Origin of the sequence: Luteolibacter arcticus, from assembly GCF_025950235.1 — a bacterium.
Classification (GTDB): domain Bacteria; phylum Verrucomicrobiota; class Verrucomicrobiia; order Verrucomicrobiales; family Akkermansiaceae; genus Haloferula; species Haloferula arctica.
In genome coordinates this window covers 52311-67139 of sequence record NZ_JAPDDT010000003.1, presented here as the reverse complement: position 1 = coordinate 67139, position 14829 = coordinate 52311, and the positions used below count along the sequence as shown (strand labels likewise).

General features: G+C 62.8%; 10 protein-coding genes and 1 tRNA gene. 5 read left to right on the top strand and 6 right to left on the bottom strand.

Translation table 11 applies throughout. The annotated features are described in order from the left end of the window. Window positions 1–115: 115 nt before the first annotated feature. Window positions 116–712, top strand: a complete 597-nt coding sequence (locus OKA05_RS08605) for a DUF4304 domain-containing protein (protein ID WP_264486721.1) — start codon at window positions 116–118, stop codon at window positions 710–712. Between the two features lie 389 nt (window positions 713–1101). On the opposite strand, the gene OKA05_RS08600 is transcribed toward OKA05_RS08605, so the two are convergent. Then, a complete protein-coding gene (locus OKA05_RS08600; protein ID WP_264486720.1) occupies window positions 1102–2598 on the bottom strand; it encodes a glycogen synthase in 1497 nt (498 codons plus the stop codon). A gap of 311 nt (window positions 2599–2909) precedes the next feature. On the opposite strand from OKA05_RS08600, the gene htpG reads away from it, so the two are divergent. Beyond that, window positions 2910–4754: a molecular chaperone HtpG gene (gene htpG / locus OKA05_RS08595; RefSeq protein WP_264486719.1), complete on the top strand. Its 1845-nt coding sequence runs from the start codon at window positions 2910–2912 to the stop codon at window positions 4752–4754. A 221-nt stretch (window positions 4755–4975) separates the two neighbouring features. On the opposite strand, the gene OKA05_RS08590 is transcribed toward htpG, so the two are convergent. Both OKA05_RS08590 and OKA05_RS08585 read right to left on the bottom strand, forming a co-directional pair. Beyond that, window positions 4976–5863 carry an aldo/keto reductase gene (locus OKA05_RS08590; RefSeq protein ID WP_264486718.1) on the bottom strand — a complete coding sequence of 296 codons (888 nt, stop codon included), beginning with the start codon at window positions 5861–5863 and terminating at the stop codon, window positions 4976–4978. Between the two features lie 43 nt (window positions 5864–5906). Further along, on the bottom strand, window positions 5907–7196 hold the full coding sequence (locus tag OKA05_RS08585; protein ID WP_264486717.1) for an SGNH/GDSL hydrolase family protein: 1290 nt from the start codon (window positions 7194–7196) through the stop codon (window positions 5907–5909). A gap of 260 nt (window positions 7197–7456) precedes the next feature. Between OKA05_RS08585 and OKA05_RS08580 the strand changes: the two genes are divergently transcribed. The 3 genes from OKA05_RS08580 (at window position 7457) to OKA05_RS08570 (ending at window position 11561) form a co-directional block, all read left to right on the top strand. Beyond that, the gene (locus tag OKA05_RS08580) at window positions 7457–8635 is read left to right on the top strand and encodes an FG-GAP repeat domain-containing protein (RefSeq protein ID WP_264486716.1); all 1179 of its coding nucleotides are present in this window, start codon (window positions 7457–7459) and stop codon (window positions 8633–8635) included. A 289-nt stretch (window positions 8636–8924) separates the two neighbouring features. Beyond that, on the top strand, window positions 8925–9296 hold the full coding sequence (locus OKA05_RS08575) for a hypothetical protein (RefSeq protein WP_264486715.1): 372 nt from the start codon (window positions 8925–8927) through the stop codon (window positions 9294–9296). A 189-nt stretch (window positions 9297–9485) separates the two neighbouring features. Further along, a complete protein-coding gene (locus OKA05_RS08570; RefSeq protein WP_264486714.1) occupies window positions 9486–11561 on the top strand; it encodes a TonB-dependent receptor family protein in 2076 nt (691 codons plus the stop codon). 64 nt (window positions 11562–11625) lie between these two features. Here the strand turns inward: OKA05_RS08570 and OKA05_RS08565 are convergent. From OKA05_RS08565 to OKA05_RS08555, 3 genes are all read right to left on the bottom strand, one after another. Next, window positions 11626–11698: transfer RNA gene (locus tag OKA05_RS08565), tRNA-Phe, on the bottom strand. 89 nt (window positions 11699–11787) lie between these two features. Then, window positions 11788–13326: a PDZ domain-containing protein gene (locus OKA05_RS08560; protein ID WP_264486713.1), complete on the bottom strand. Its 1539-nt coding sequence runs from the start codon at window positions 13324–13326 to the stop codon at window positions 11788–11790. An 8-nt stretch (window positions 13327–13334) separates the two neighbouring features. Continuing rightward, entirely contained in the window at window positions 13335–14819 is a 1485-nt protein-coding gene (locus OKA05_RS08555) for a S1C family serine protease (protein WP_264486712.1), read from the bottom strand. Window positions 14820–14829 lie beyond the last annotated feature (10 nt).

The window sequence follows — 14829 nt, the reverse complement described above, 5'->3', positions numbered from 1 at the left end:
GTTTTGGGGGGATCATCGGTTTTGGTGAAGCTTCCAGCGACAGGCATTCGTAATCTCGATTGACCGGAGATCCTTACTTGCCCTTGGGCGTACGGTGCTGATTCTCGTGAGAATCATGCCTACCGCTCAGAACGTCATCAAGGAAGCCATCTCGGCGCTGCACGCACTGCACCTGAAAGGCCTGGGTTTCCGCAAAGACGGCAGCACCTGGGTGAGGGCATCGAAGTGGCCTCAGGTGATCAACCTCCAGCTCTCAAGTTGGAATACCGCCGACGACGCAAGAGTCACTTTGAATCTCGGGGTGTTCGTAGAGGAACTCCGCCAGGCACTCGGCGAGAGCCCATTGAAAGGGAAGCTCAAGGAGTATGACTGCTCGCCCCGTGCACGGATCGGCCAACTCCGTCCGGGGGGACAAGACCACTGGTGGAAGGTCACGCCGTTGATGCCGCCCGATACTTTGGCGGACGAGCTATTTGCCGAGCTTGCGGATCATGGAATGCCATGGTTGGAGAGGATGGATTCCTTCGAGGGATTGGCGAGAGAGTTCGAGAAAGAGAAGACCTACTTCAAGGCGGCCGCCGCCTTTCATCTCGCGGGGTTGCCCTCAGAGGCGGAAGCGAAGATGGCTGAAGCGCTTTCGGACTCGAACGAACATTTCCTCCCGCGGCTGCAGCGTATCGCCGGATCACTCGGCATCCCGATTCGGGCGTGAGCACTTGCCTTCTTCCGCCGCTGACCATGGTCCGGCAGTCTAATGAACCACCCCCATCGCACCCTGTCAGACCAAGCCATCGCTGAGCATGATCAGGTCGGAGGATGCGCCCGTTTAGGTTGGCGGGATCGGAGAGAGCGGACGGCTCATCGATGCCTATGTGAGCCGGTTGCTCACCAACCCGCCGCCAGAAGCATAAGGCGTCACGTTGTGACGCGATGGCCTTGGGCATGCTACCCGGCACTCTGTGCCGGGCTTTTATGAGTCGTCCCATTGGGACAAAGAATATGCTTCGAATCTCCACACGGGCTCGTGCGTGGATGTCCGCCTGAAAGCTCGCTTCTGCGGGACGGAGGCTCCGCGTTCCCAGCGGGGGCGCGCTCCCACCTTCACGCCGTCACCTCGGTCTCCAGCATCTGTTCGTAGCGCTTGATGTAGGCCGCGGCGGTGGCCTCGTGATTGAAGCGGGCTGCGGATTCCTTCATGATGCGGGCGAGGTGATGGGCGCGGTGCTCGGCGCCGCCGTGGTAGAAGGTCATCGCCTCATTCACCGCCCAGCGCAGGCCGTCGCCATTGAAGTGCTGGAAGAGGAAGCCATTGCCGCTATCAGCTTCGGCATTGAAGGGATCGACGGTGTCGTGCAGGCCGCCGGTGTCGTGGGCGAGGGTCAGGCTGCCATACTTCGGCGCGATCATCTGGGGCAGGCCGCAGGGCTCGAAGGACGAGGGCATGAAGATGAAATCGCTGGCCGCGTAGCCGAGGTGCGAGATCCCTTCATCGAAGTCCCGCACCGCCACGCGATCGTGGAAGCGATGCCGGTTCACGATGTCGTGGAAGTGGTTCTTGTAGGCTCCGCTGGCGACAATCGCGATCTGGAGGCGATGGCGGGTGACGATGTCGTGAAGGATCTCGCCGAGGAGTTGGCAGCCCTTCTGCACGGGATCGAGGCGCGAGGGCCAGAAGAACAGCGGCACATCCGGATCGCCCATCAGGCCGAGCCGCTCCTGGAGTTCCAGCTTGTTCAGGCGCTTACCCTCGGCATGGGTAGCCGCTGTGAAGTGGCTCTTCAGGTAGGGGTCGGACGCGGGGTCGAAGACCGGGTCGGGTGCATTCAGGATGCCGGTGGCGCGGCCGTCGCGATACTTGTCCCGGAGCTGGTTGCGGATCGCATCCGGGATGAAGTGGTGGCTGCCGTGGACGATCTCCTCGAGGAAGGTCGGGCTGACGGTGTTCACGTGGTCGGCGGAGAGGATGCCGGTAGTCAGCAGGTCCACGGGATTGTTGGCGCGGCTTTCCTCGTAGTTCCATGGCGCGCGGCGGAAGTAGCAGTGCTGCCAGAATGCGGCGGCATCGATTCCGCGGTCCTCGATCTGGGCGAGAGCGAGGTGCTCGGAATGGATGTTGTGGACGGTGAAGAGCGATTTGATCCCGTATTGCTTCGCCACCGCGGGGATGAGGCCGGTCATCCAGTCATTGCAGTGGATCAAGTCCGGCCGCACCTGCGGAAGCGTGTGGTTGATCACCTCGCGCTGGAAGGCCAGGGCGATCAGGTGATTCTCCGCGCCATAGACGCTGGAGCGGTGGTAAAAGACGCGGTCTTGGGCGAGGTGAATGCGCTGCTCCGGCAGGGCGCTGCTGACTTTCTGGAACTCATTGTCGAAGACGCTGGCGACATCCTGGTGGAACATCCGGCGGTAATTTGGCAGCGCGACGTGGACGTCGGCGCCTTGGTCGTAGAGGGCCTTGACCAGCGAGGCTGAGACGTCGGCGAGGCCGCCAGCCTTCGCGCACATGCGCTGGGCGAGGTTTCCCATCCCCTCCGGCAGGTAGGTGATCTCCGGGGTGACGACGAGGATGCGGGGGCGGCGGGGCGGGTTTTCTGACATGGCTATTCCGGGTTTCCCGATTTTTTAGGCGCTTCGCCTGCACCAAAGCAAGGATGCGTGATGGCACCACAAAAGAATTTATGCGGGTGGGAAACCGCGAATGGACGCCAATGAACGCGAATGAGAGCTTGGGAAAATGAGGATTTCGGGTGGGGTGCCCGTGATCGACCGGGAAGTTCGTGAGCTGGGTTCTGGAAACTGACGTCCATTCGCGTCCAGTCGCGGTCGAAAAATGTCTCTCCGACGGTCGCTCTCGCCCTTTGACAGGCGGGATTCGCCCGCTATTTTCGCGGCCCCAAACCACTCTCCCAATGAGCGAAGCCACTCTCGAAACGCACTCCTTCCAAGCTGAAATCAAGCAGCTCCTCGACCTCGTCGTCCACTCGCTCTACACCGACCGCGAGATTTTCCTCCGCGAACTGGTGTCGAATGCCTCGGACTCGATGGAGAAGCTGCGCCATCTCCAGGGCACGGAGAAGGACATCCACGATGCCGCGCTGCCGCTGGAGATCCACATCACCACCGACACCGAGGCCCGCACCGTGACGATCGCCGACCGCGGCATCGGCATGACCCGCGGCGAGCTGGTGGAGAATCTGGGCACCATCGCCCACTCGGGCACCAAGGCCTTCCTCACCGCGATGAAGGAAAGCGGGAACTCCCCGGCGAACATGATCGGCCAGTTCGGCGTGGGCTTCTACTCGGCCTTCATGGTCGCGGACAAGGTGGAGGTTTTCACCCGCTCGTGGCGCGAGAATGGCGAGGACCTGCTGTGGACCAGCGACGGCGTCAGCGGCTACTCGATCGAGGAAGCAAGCGGACTTGAGCGCGGCGTGAAGCTCGTGCTTCACCTGAAGGAGGAGCACGCCGAGTATGCCGAGGAGGCTCGGGTTAAGCACCTCATCGAGCGTTACAGCAATTTCGTCGGCTTCCCGATTCTCCTGAATGGCGAGCGCGTCAACAAGGTCGAGGCACTGTGGCTGAAGAACAAGGCCGACATCACGGAGGCGGAATACAAGGCCTTCTTCGAGTTCGCCTGCCACGCCTACAATGATCCCGCCTACCGCCTGCATTTCACTGCGGATGCACCGCTGGCGATCAATGCGCTGATCTTCGTGCCCGATGAAAACATGGAGCGCTGGGGCATGCAGAAGACCGAGCCGGCCGTGGCGCTGTATTGCAAGAAGGTGCTCATTGATCCCGCGCCGAAGGGCCTGCTGCCGGAGTGGATGCGATTCCTGAAGGGCGTGATCGATAGCGCCGACCTGCCGCTGAATATTTCGCGCGAGACCATGCAGGACAGCGCGTTGGTGCGGAAGCTCGGCAGCGTGATCTCCAAGCGCATGGTGAAGATGTTCGAGAAAGAAGCCGAGGCGGACCCTGAGAAGTACCAGGCCTTCTACCGGAAGTTCGACCGCTTCTTTAAGGAGGGCGTGGCCACCGACTATGCGAACAAGGAAAGCCTCGCGAAGCTGCTGCGCTTCGAGTCCTCGATGACGGAGGACGGCAAGCTCTCCAGCTTTGCCGACTACGTCACCCGTGCGAAGGATGGTCAGGACAAGATTTACTACATCGTCGGTGCGAGCCGGGCGCAGCTTGAGACCAGCCCGTATATCGAGGCGTTCAAGGCGCGCGGTCTGGAGGTCGTGTACTTCACCGATCCGGTGGACGAATATGTGGTCGAGTCGCTCGGCGAGTTCGAAGGCAAGAAGCTCGTCTCGATCAGTCACGCCGGCCTGGAGCTGGATGACAGCGAGAGTGAAGGCGATGCCCTTGGCGCGGAGGCGACCGAGAAGCTGTGCGCGTTTCTCAAGGAGGAACTTGGCGGCAAGGTCACCAGCGTCGCCAGCGGCAAGCGCCTCGTGGACAGCCCGGTGATCGCGCTGGTGCCGCAGGACGGCATGACGCCACAGATGCGCCGGATGATGAAGGCGATGGACGAGAACTTCCAGGATGAGGTGAAGGTCGAGCTGGAGATCAACCCGCGCCACCCGCTGGTGAAGAAGCTCGCCGAGACCAGCGAGACGAATCCGGAGCTGGCGAAGCTCGTGGCCGGCCAGCTTTTCGACAACGCCCTGATTGCTGCGGGATTGCTCGATGATGCGCGCGAGACGGTCAAGCGGATGAATGCGCTGATGGAGAAGGCGATGGGGTGAGGCCTATAGGCGGCACCAAGTTGTGGCCGCTGCGCCGCCCTCGGACTGCTGCGATTGTTCGCAGCTTTTGAGTGGAGGGTGCGGCTGGGTGCTTTGGTGCGATGAGGCGATCCTCCGGGATCGCCTCAATCCTTTTGCGAGTGGCCGGCCGTTAGATTCATTCGAGAGCTGCGAAAAAATCGCAGCAGTCCGAGGGCCTTCGGCTTTATCGGGCGGAGCGCTCAGGTGACCTCCGCCGCGATCCGCTTCCGCATCGCTTCGTCCGGCATCGTGCCAATGCCGGCCTTCATGTTGTCGCGGAGGTGTGCCACCTTTGACGTGGCCGGGATCGCGCAGGTCATGGCGGGGTGGGAGACCACGAACTTCAGCATCACCTGCGCCCAGCTTTCGCAGTCGATCTCCTTCGCCCAACCGGGCAGCGGTTTCTCGCGGAGTTTCTTGAACAACTCGCCGCCCGCGAAGGGACGATTCGCGATGACCGCGACACCTCGATCCTTGGCGAGCGGAAGCAGCTTGTCCTCCGCCTCACGCTCGCCGAGCGAGTAGTTGATCTGCAGGAAATCGAGCGTCTCGGAAGCAACCAGCTTCGCGACCGCTTCATGTTGGCTGGCCGTGTAGTGGGTGATGCCGAGATAGCGGACGAGGCCGTCCTTCTTCCACCCGCGCAAGGTGTCGAGATGTGCCCCGACATCGAGGAGATTGTGCACCTGCATCAAGTCGATCGGCTTGGCGCGCAGCTTCTTCATCGAGGCATCCATCTGCGCGATGCCCTCCGCCTCGCCCTTGGTCCACACCTTGGTGGCAATGAAGAGCTTGTCCCGCAAACCAAGCTTCCCGATCAGATCGCCCGCGACTTGCTCGGACTTGCCATACATCGGCGAGGAATCCAGTAGCTTGCCGCCGAGTTCGGAGAAGACCTTCAGCACTTCCTCCAATGGCGCGGGGTCCGCGACGTCGAAGGTCTGCCACGTGCCCATGCCGATGACGGGCAGCTTCTCACCGGAGGAGGGGATGAGGCGGGTCATCATCGCAGCGGCGGGTTCCTGGGCGGCGACCTGGCTCATTGCCAGACCACCGGCCATCAGACGGAAGGTATCACGTCGAGTCATGCCGGGCACGATGGCACGGATCCGCCGTCTGTCGATGAAGCGCTCACTTCGCCGTGACAGTGATCACGTGCTCGGCGGGCTGTTTCGCATCGGCGACCGCCTTCGCGAGCTTGGTGCGGACCTTCTCGGTGAGGGCGAAGGTCGCATCGAGATCCGCCGCGCCTTCGGGCCCGTGAACCAGCGATTTGATCTGGCGGGTCTCGTAGTCCTGCTTCGCCGCCACCGCGTCCCAGACCTTCTTGAAGGCGGGCAACAGCGGATGATTCTCGAAGTCCTTCGCCAGGTTCACGCCCTGCTTGAGGTGGTCCGCGGTGTAGGTCTTGGTCGTCTCTCCCCACGTCACGTCGTAGTTCGTGGCGGAGGGGAAGTCGATCTTCAGGATGAAGCGGTTCAGCTCGTCATCGAACGGCACCAGCGCGAGTCCGGCGCGGATCGAGTCGTCGTTCTTCACGTCGCCGGGACCGGGGCTGAAGGGCAGCTTGGTGCTCTTGATCGTGATCTTGCCGCCGTCGTCGGAGACGATCTTGTGGCCTTCGGTGGCTGTTGCCTTGCCGGAGCGGCCGAGCGTGATCGTGCCGAGGTCACCATCGATGCCCATGCCCTTCAGGAAGGCGTAGGCCATCACGACCTGACCCGCCCAGCCGGGATGCACGCCATCCTTGCCCGCGACCATGAACTCCGGACCATGGAGCTTCTCCGCGTGGTTGTCCGCGAGCAGCATCGGGCGGTAGACATCGGCGAATGCGACATTCTCCGCCGCGGCGATCTGGATGCCGATATTGCGGAACTTCGACAGCGCGAGATTGAGGTCTTCCTTGGAACCCTTGGCTGATTTCACCCAGTGCGGCACGGTATCGATGATGCCAGACGAGCCTAACAGCACGCGGGCGCCGGCCTTCTTGAACGCCTGCACCATGGCGGTCTCGTTCTTGCGATACTCCGCGGCGATCGCCTCGTCGTAGGGCACGTAGCGGAAGTCATTCATGCCGTAGCAGGAGGTCGCGAAGGTCGGCTTGAAGCGCAGTACATCGCTCTCCAGTCGGCCGAGGAAGCCGCGCGCTTGCTCGCCGCTCCAGCCATACTGGCGGCAGGTGATTTCCAGTTCCGGCAGGCAGGTGGTGAGGTAGCTCTCCATGATGACGGAGTAGCGCCTTTGCTCGGTGATCGAGTCGCCGCAGATCGCCACGCGGTCGCCTTTCTTCAAGAGAAGGCCGGCCGGCTCCGGCGCGGGGTCCAGCACGTAGGCGGAAAGTTCGGCTGGCAGGGGCGGGGCTTCCTTGGCGAAGGCGGGAAAGGCGATGGCGGCGCCGGCGAGGAGCAGGGTGCGGTTCATGGGGTTCCTCCCAAACGACACGGTCCCGGCGGGGCTTTCAAGTCCGCAGGTGTTCAGCGCCACGGCGTGCTATGACTTTTCATAGCTTTCCCACCGAAGCTTGCCGAGGCGGAGGCGGAAGAGGAGAAGTGATGCTGCACGGAGGTCGGCCGGGAGCGCCGGTCTTCAGACCGGCTCGAATGGTCTTTTCAAGCCGCTCTTTCCACAAGGCCTCCGCCGAAAGTCCTGCTGTTCTCCCGACGTTCTCTCCATCCATCCCGATGAAAGCCCACGCCATCCTCTTGCCCGCCGGACTGTTTGCCATCGCCCTGTCCGTCGCCAATACCCCCGGGAGACCGGCATGGAAAAAGCAGGTGCTCACGCGGGATTTCCTCACCGAAGGCCTGGCCGCGGGGGATCTGGATGGCGACAAGGTGAAGGATCTCGTCGCCGGTGCCTTCTGGTTTAAGGGCCCGGAATTCAAGGAAGCGAAGGCTTATCGCGAGGGCAAGGCGATGCCAATCGGTGCCTACATGGAGGACTCGTTTTTGAGCTGGGTGGAGGACCTGAATGGAGACGGCAAGAACGACATCCTCATGGCCAGCCACCCCGGCAAGGACATGACGCTCTACCTGAACCCCGGCAAGGAGGGCGAGTGGACTGCCCACCGGGTGATGACCGAAGCCGCGCACGAAAGCCCGCTGTGGCTCGATCTCGACGGCGACAAGAAGAACGAGATGGTCTGCATGCAGGGTGGCAAGTTCGGCTACGCGGAGGTCGATTGGTCGGACGTAACCAAGCCGTGGTCCTTCATCGCGATTTCGGAGAAGCGCACCGGGACGCCGTATCTGCATGGTTTGGGGGCGGGGGACTTGAGCGGCGATGGTAAGATGGACATCGTGGAGAAGGATGGCTGGTTTGAGCAACCGGCGGAGAAGGGCGGAGCGTGGACGTGGCATCCGGAGGAATTCGCCGGTCCCGGTGGCGCGCAGATGCTGGTCTTCGATGTGGATCAGGATGGCGACAACGATATGGTCACCAGCCTCAATGGCCATGGCTACGGGCTGTTTTGGTACGAGAACCATCGTAGTGACGGCAAGGTGGCTTTCACCCCCCATGAGATCCTGCCGGAGGATCAGCGCAAGACCGGTGCGAACGGTCTGCAATTCAGCCAGCTCCACGCGATGGATGCGGGCGACTTCGACAAAGATGGCCGCATGGACTTCACCACCGGCAAGCGCTTCTGGGCGCACATGGGCAATGATCCTGGCGAGCGGGATCCCGCTCTCGCGGTGATTTTCTACAATCGGAAGGATGGCGACGGGGTTCGCTGGGAGGCGGAGGTCATCGACAATGACTCGGGGGTGGGCTGCCAGGTGCTGGCCGTGGATCTGGATGGGGATGGTCGGCTGGAGTTTGCAGCGGGGAGCAAGAAGGGCGTGCATGTGATCCGGCGGTGAGAGGACTTTCGATAGGCGCGATGGTGACAACGCGGGAGGCGAGGGCGGAGTCAAAAGGGAAAGCGGAGCGGTGAGGTGCTTCTGCGGGCCAGAGGCTCCGCGCTCCCAGCGGGCTTTTCGATTTGTGTGTGCCTTTGGGGACCATTCATGCCGGTCGGAAGACCGGCGCTCCCGGGCCTGTTCGGTTTCGTGTCGCCAATAGGAGCACCCGATTTTGCCTTGATGGCGGAGCCTCGCCTCCTTAGCTCTCTTCACGCCCCTGAAGAAGCTCTTCCAGCTCCTGTTCGCCGTGTTCGCCAGCATTCACTTGGCAGGCGGGCCGTATGCGTTGGTGCAGACCTACGCGTGGGCGGGTATGTTAGTCAGCTACTCGAAGGAGGATGGCTTGCTCAAGGGGGCGAAGGAAACCTTCAGCGGTGAAAAGCCGTGCGCCCTTTGCTGCAAGATTGCCGAGGCGAAGAAGTCCGAGGGCCAGTCGAAGGAGCTGCCGGCTTCGCCGACGGTGAAATTGCTGAAGGAGATGCTCCCGTCGTCATTGCCGCTGGCACTCTTGCCACCGCGGTTCACGGAGACCCCAGAGGTGACATTTCAGGGCATGAGTTTGCCCGTTGAAGCCGGTACGTACGCGCCGCCGGTGCCGCCGCCAAGGTGCTTGTCCTGATAGGACTCCGCGTCGCATCGTTCGTAGTCCCGGCTTCAGCCAGACCGCGCCAGGTGACGGCTGCACGTCTTCTCTAACAGAACGCTCAGAGGCAGGCCCACTCGCCGCGCCACGATTTCCTCCGGGGACACTCGTGTCCGCGTGCCGTCCCGGTCCTGCCGCGCCTTCCATCTTCACTCATGATCCATTTTGAAAACTTCCATCCTCACGGTTGCCGGTATCGGCGGCTCGCTCGTTTCCCTTCTTCACGCCCAATCCCAGTCGCCTGATCAACTCGATGCCATGGTCGTCGAGGCCACGGTGGCGAATAAGCCCTCGCTCACCGTCCCGACGCCCGAGATCAGCCGAGCTGACCTTGAGAAAACTCCCGGCGGCGTCGAGGTCGTCGATGCCGAGCGCTATCTCACCGGCCGCGCCAGCACGGTGGCCGATACGTTCGCCCTGTCTGCCGGGGTGTTCGCCCAGCCGCGTTTCGGCTCGGATGAGGCGCGGCTTTCGATCCGTGGCTCTGGTCTACAACGGACCTTTCACGGTCGCGGCATCCGCGTCTTGCAAGACGGCGTGCCGCTGAATCTGGCCGACGGCGGCTTCGACTTCCAGGCGCTCGATCCACTATCCGCATCGTACATCAATGTCTGGCGCGGCGGGAATGCGCTGGCCTACGGCTCATCGACGCTGGGTGGCGCGATCGACTACGTTTCCCACACCGGCCTGACCTCGCCGGGTTATTCCGCGCGCTTGGAGGCGGGCTCCTTCGGCTACCTGCGGGCACGCTTTGCGAGCGGCTTCAGCGAGGGCTCGAAGGATCTGTACTTCAGCCTTTCGCAGCAGTCGCAGGAGGGCTTCCGCCATCATGCCGACCAGGACAACCAGCGGCTCTTCGCCAACTTCGGCTGGCAGATCGCCGATCATGTGGAAACCCGCGTCTATCTCACCTCCGTGGTCACCGATTCAGAGCTGCCGGGCAATCTGACGAAAGCCGAGCTGGAACTCGATCCGCGAAAGGCCGCACCGGCGAACATTACCCAGGATCAGAAGCGCGACTTCGAGCTGTTCCGGCTCGCGAGCAAGACCACGGTGGAGAATGGCAACAGCGCCGTCGATTTCATCGCGGCGTGGACCTACAAGGATCTCGATCATCCGATTTTCCAGGTGATCGACCAGAAGTCGAACGACGGGCTGTTAGGCGTCGTCTTCACCAACACCGACGATCTGTTCGAGCGCGAGCAACGATTCCGTGCGGGCCTGCTTTTCCTGCGCGGCGAGACGAACGCAGCGAACTACACGAACGTAGGCGGTCATCGCACGGCGCTGCTCCAAAAGGACGAACAGACCGCGACCAACCTCGAGGCGTTTTTCGAAAGCCAGCTCGAGCTCGGTGCCGGCTTCACCGGTGTGCTGGGTGCCGCCGCCTCGCGCAATGAGCGCGAAACCCGTCGCGTCTTCGGCCCCACGCTTGCCAACAGCAGCCATGATCGTACCTACGACAACCTCTCGCCGAAGATCGGCGTGCGCTGGGATGCCGACGAAGAGAAGACGACGCAGGTCTATGCCAATGTGAGCGGCAGCTACGAGCCGCCGTCTTTCAGCGAATCCGGCACCGCCGTGGTCGCGAACGAAGCGCAGGGAGCGACCACCTTCGAACTCGGCACGCGTGGTGCCGTGGGCTTCGCGCGTTGGGACCTCTCCGTCTATCGCGCCGAGATCGATGACGAGTTGCTGACCGTCCAGCTCCCGCCGCCCGCCGCCATCGGCGCGACCGGCACGATCAATGCCGACCAGACCATCCACCAGGGAGTGGAGCTGGCGGGCGAGGTCGATCTGTTAGGTTGCGCGTGGGAGGACAACCCGGCGCAGCGCCTGGTCTTCCGCACTGCGTGGACCTACGGCGACTACCATTTCGACAAGGACCCGACCTACGGTGACAACCAGATCGCCGGTCTGCCGGAGCACCTGATCCGCGGCGAGTTGATGTGGGAGAACGAGTCGGGCTGGTACGCCGGCCCGACCTTCGAGTGGGTGCCGGTGGAGTCATGGATCGACCACCGCAACACCTTCTCCGCCGACCCCTATGCCCTCCTCGGCTTCAAATTCGGCCGCCGCGTGGAAGAGGGGATCTCATGGTTCATCGAGGGCAAGAACCTCACCGACGAAGGCTACGCCGCCACCACCGGCGTGATCGAAAACGCGAATGGCACCGACCAACGCCAGTTCCTGCCCGGCGACGGCCGCGGAGTCTTTGCAGGTATCGAGTGCCGCTGGTGAGCCGATCCGGCCAAAGAAAAAGGACCGTGGCATGTGCCGCGGTCCTTTCTTTCTGTAGGGGAAGTGGCTCAGGACGGAATCGAACCGCCGACACGCGGATTTTCAATCCGCTGCTCTACCGACTGAGCTACTGAGCCTTGTTTCCCCTGCGAGGTGGGGCGGGATTAAGGGTGGCCGACCGGGTTTTGACAACCGGAAAATTACAGGAAAATCACGCCGCCCGCCATCAGTCCTCCGCCCGGGAAAGACGGGGCAGACCGCGTTGGAGGAGTTGCTTGTCCACCGTGTCGGAAACGCTCTCGTCGAGGTAAACGTGGAACTTTTCCTCGTCGAATTCGATCGAGTGCAAGCCATCGGCGGCCGGGGTCTTGAAGGCCTCGACGAGGGTCTTCATGTCCTTGATGTCCTTGCCGTTGACCTTGGTTACGATCATGCTCTGGAGAGGCTCGTAGCCGACTGTGGCGGGGGTGGGGATCACATTGGAGAGGAAGACAATGCGACGGCCGCGGGATTCGTATTTCTCGGGATTTTCGAAGACGTCCAGCAGGTTGAGCGGGGCGCGGGACTGCCATTCGTTGCCGAAGGACTCGAGCAGCGGGCGGGTGAGCTCCTGGAAGATGAGGCCGCCCTTGACGAGGAAGGACGGGGCCTTGCCAAAGGAATACCCGGGCACGAGTTGGTCGGCTTCGTCGCGGCGGTCGAGCACGGCGGCGATTTCGAGCGGCTTGCCATCGCGTTGGACTGTGAGGCCGACCTTGTCGCCACTGGCCTTCGCCCCGCGGACGAGGTGGCTCCAGTAGAGGCGACCATAATGCGGGTCCTTGAAGTAGCCGAGGCGATCGATGTCGTGGCCGTCGATGGTAAGGATCACGTCGCCCTTCTTGAGGCCGGCTTTATCGGCGGCACCACCGGCGCGGACCTTCGAAACGTAGAGTCCGCCGCCGTCATCGGGGAGCTTCAGGAAGAGGCGGAAGTTCGGGTCCTCCGTGCGGCTGATGGAAATGCCGAGCGAGGGGAAGCCGGCGTAGTCGCCGTCCGCTCCTTCTTTCACGAAGCGGGCGACGAGATCGGTGGCGGTGACGTCGCTGATCTGGTCCTTGGCGTCGTAGCTGCTCAGGATGCCGGCGAGCTTGCCGTCGCGCAGCACGGGCAGCGAGAAGCTGCTGGCGGCGCTTTGCATCGAGGCCTTCACCTCGTAGGTGAGGAAGAATTGGCCGGGCAGGAAATTCGAGACGACGTCGATGCTCTGGATGCCGCCGCTGGTGATGAGCGGGGTGCCATTCTCCTCGACCTGCAGGATATCGACCAGGTCGCCGGGCTTCGGCGGTGCGGCAATTTCGAGGGGCTTGGTGCCTTCGAAGAACTTGGCGTCGCTTTCCGAGGCGAGACCTAACAGAGCGAGGTTCGCTTCGTAGTCGACAGCCATGGTCTTCGCGGTGGCCAGCCGTTTGCCATCGGGGGACTCGAGTTCGATCAACGTGGCATCGACCGCCATTTCCGCGGTGGTGAGCACGAGACTGTTGCCGACGATGGCCCCGAGCGCGCGGCGCTTGCCCGGGGTGTTCTTTTGCCACGGCTCGGCTTGGTCCCACGACTGTTGGGTCGTGTTGATGCGGATGACCGAGGACAAAATCTCGTCGGGGTTCGGAGCCGGGACCGGACCGGGAAGCACCGGGGCGGGCGCAGGAGCAGCGGATGCGACCGGAGCCTGCGGGCGATCGCAGGCGGAAAGGAGCAAGAGCGGGAGCAACAGGTGAGGACGCATGGCGGGATTCACTCTTCGAGATTGGAAAGTTGATCGATGGCGTAGGTTTCGCTCACCCGCTTGTTGGCGGCGGCGATGGCATTGCCGGGGAGAACGACGGGCCGCGGCGAGCCGAACAGCTCGATGACGAAGAACTCAGGCGGCGTGGCGGGATTGAGGAGCTCGTGGGCGTGCTTGAGGCTCTTGACCACGGTGCCGTTGATCTTGTCCACAGCCTTGCCGGTGAAGCCGCCGAGCTGGCTATTCACGGGATCGCTCTCGATGCGCGTGAGAAGCACGACGTCCTGGCGCTCGGTGAAGATGCCCTTTGGCACGTAGTCGCTGTAGAGGCGGCGGACGTTGACGTCGTCGAGCTTGGTGGTGGCGAAGAGATTGGTGTCGAGCGGTTGGAAAACGAGTCCGGCGAAGACGGTGTAGCGCGGCTTCTTTTCATACTGGATGGCATACATGCGCGCCGGTGGCAGCGGCTTGAGCTCGACGTCCTTGTCATTCCAGGTGCCTTCGCTGAGCCAGCGCAGGGCGACCTTGTCACCGGCGAACTTGCGCTCGACGACTTCGTTGAGGTCGACCTTCTCGCCATCGAGCAGGATCTGGCCGGCGCTGTCGACTTCGTGGCCGTCGATGGAGACGAGCACGTCGCCGGGTTTGAGCACGCCGTCGCAGGAGCCGGTGGGGGTGACGTCGGTGACTAGCACGCCATTGCCATCGTCCTTCAGCTTCAGCGCCTGGCGCATGGCGGGATTGTAGAGCGGGAAGGTGGAGACGCCGAGGTCCACGTAGTGGTCGTAGTGGCCGTCCTCGATGTCCTTGAGGAAGCGGCGGATGACGGGCGTGGGAATGATGTAGCCGGTATTGTCCGCCTGGCGCAGGCCTTGGAAGGCGACGCCGACGACTTTGCCCTCCTGCACCACCGGGCCGCCGGAGTTGCCGGGATTGATGGCGGCATCGATCTGCACGATGAGGTGCTGGTCGGCGCGCGAGTGGGAGTAGGAGGAGAAGTCGATGCGCGAGACGACGCCGCGGGTGACCGACAGGCGCTCGCCGCCGATGGGGTAGCCGATCACGCGGACCTGGCTTTCGAGCTGGGGCACCTCGCCGAGGGAGAATACCGGAAACTTCGCGAAATCGGAGAAGTCCTCCACTTCAAGAAGGGCGAGGTCGCAGTCATGGGCGATGTGCTTCACCTTCGCCGGGTATTTCCGCGGGCTGCCGTGGATGGTGATCAGCAGGCGGCGGGCATTGGAAACGACGTGGGCATTGGTGAGGAACTGGTTCTTCCCGATGACGAAGCCGGTGCCGATGCCGCCGCCGAAGCGGCCGCTATTCCACGGCGTCTGGTAGTCCGGGACCTGGGCCGCGGCCTCGATCCGGACGACCGAGCGGTAGATGTCCGAGGGAGCCCCGGGCGGGGTCATCGGGATCGGGGCTGCCGTTTGGGCGAGGACTGGACCTGCCACAAGCAAGGCGAGCGGGAAAACGAGACGCGCGAGCATGGTGCCGCGA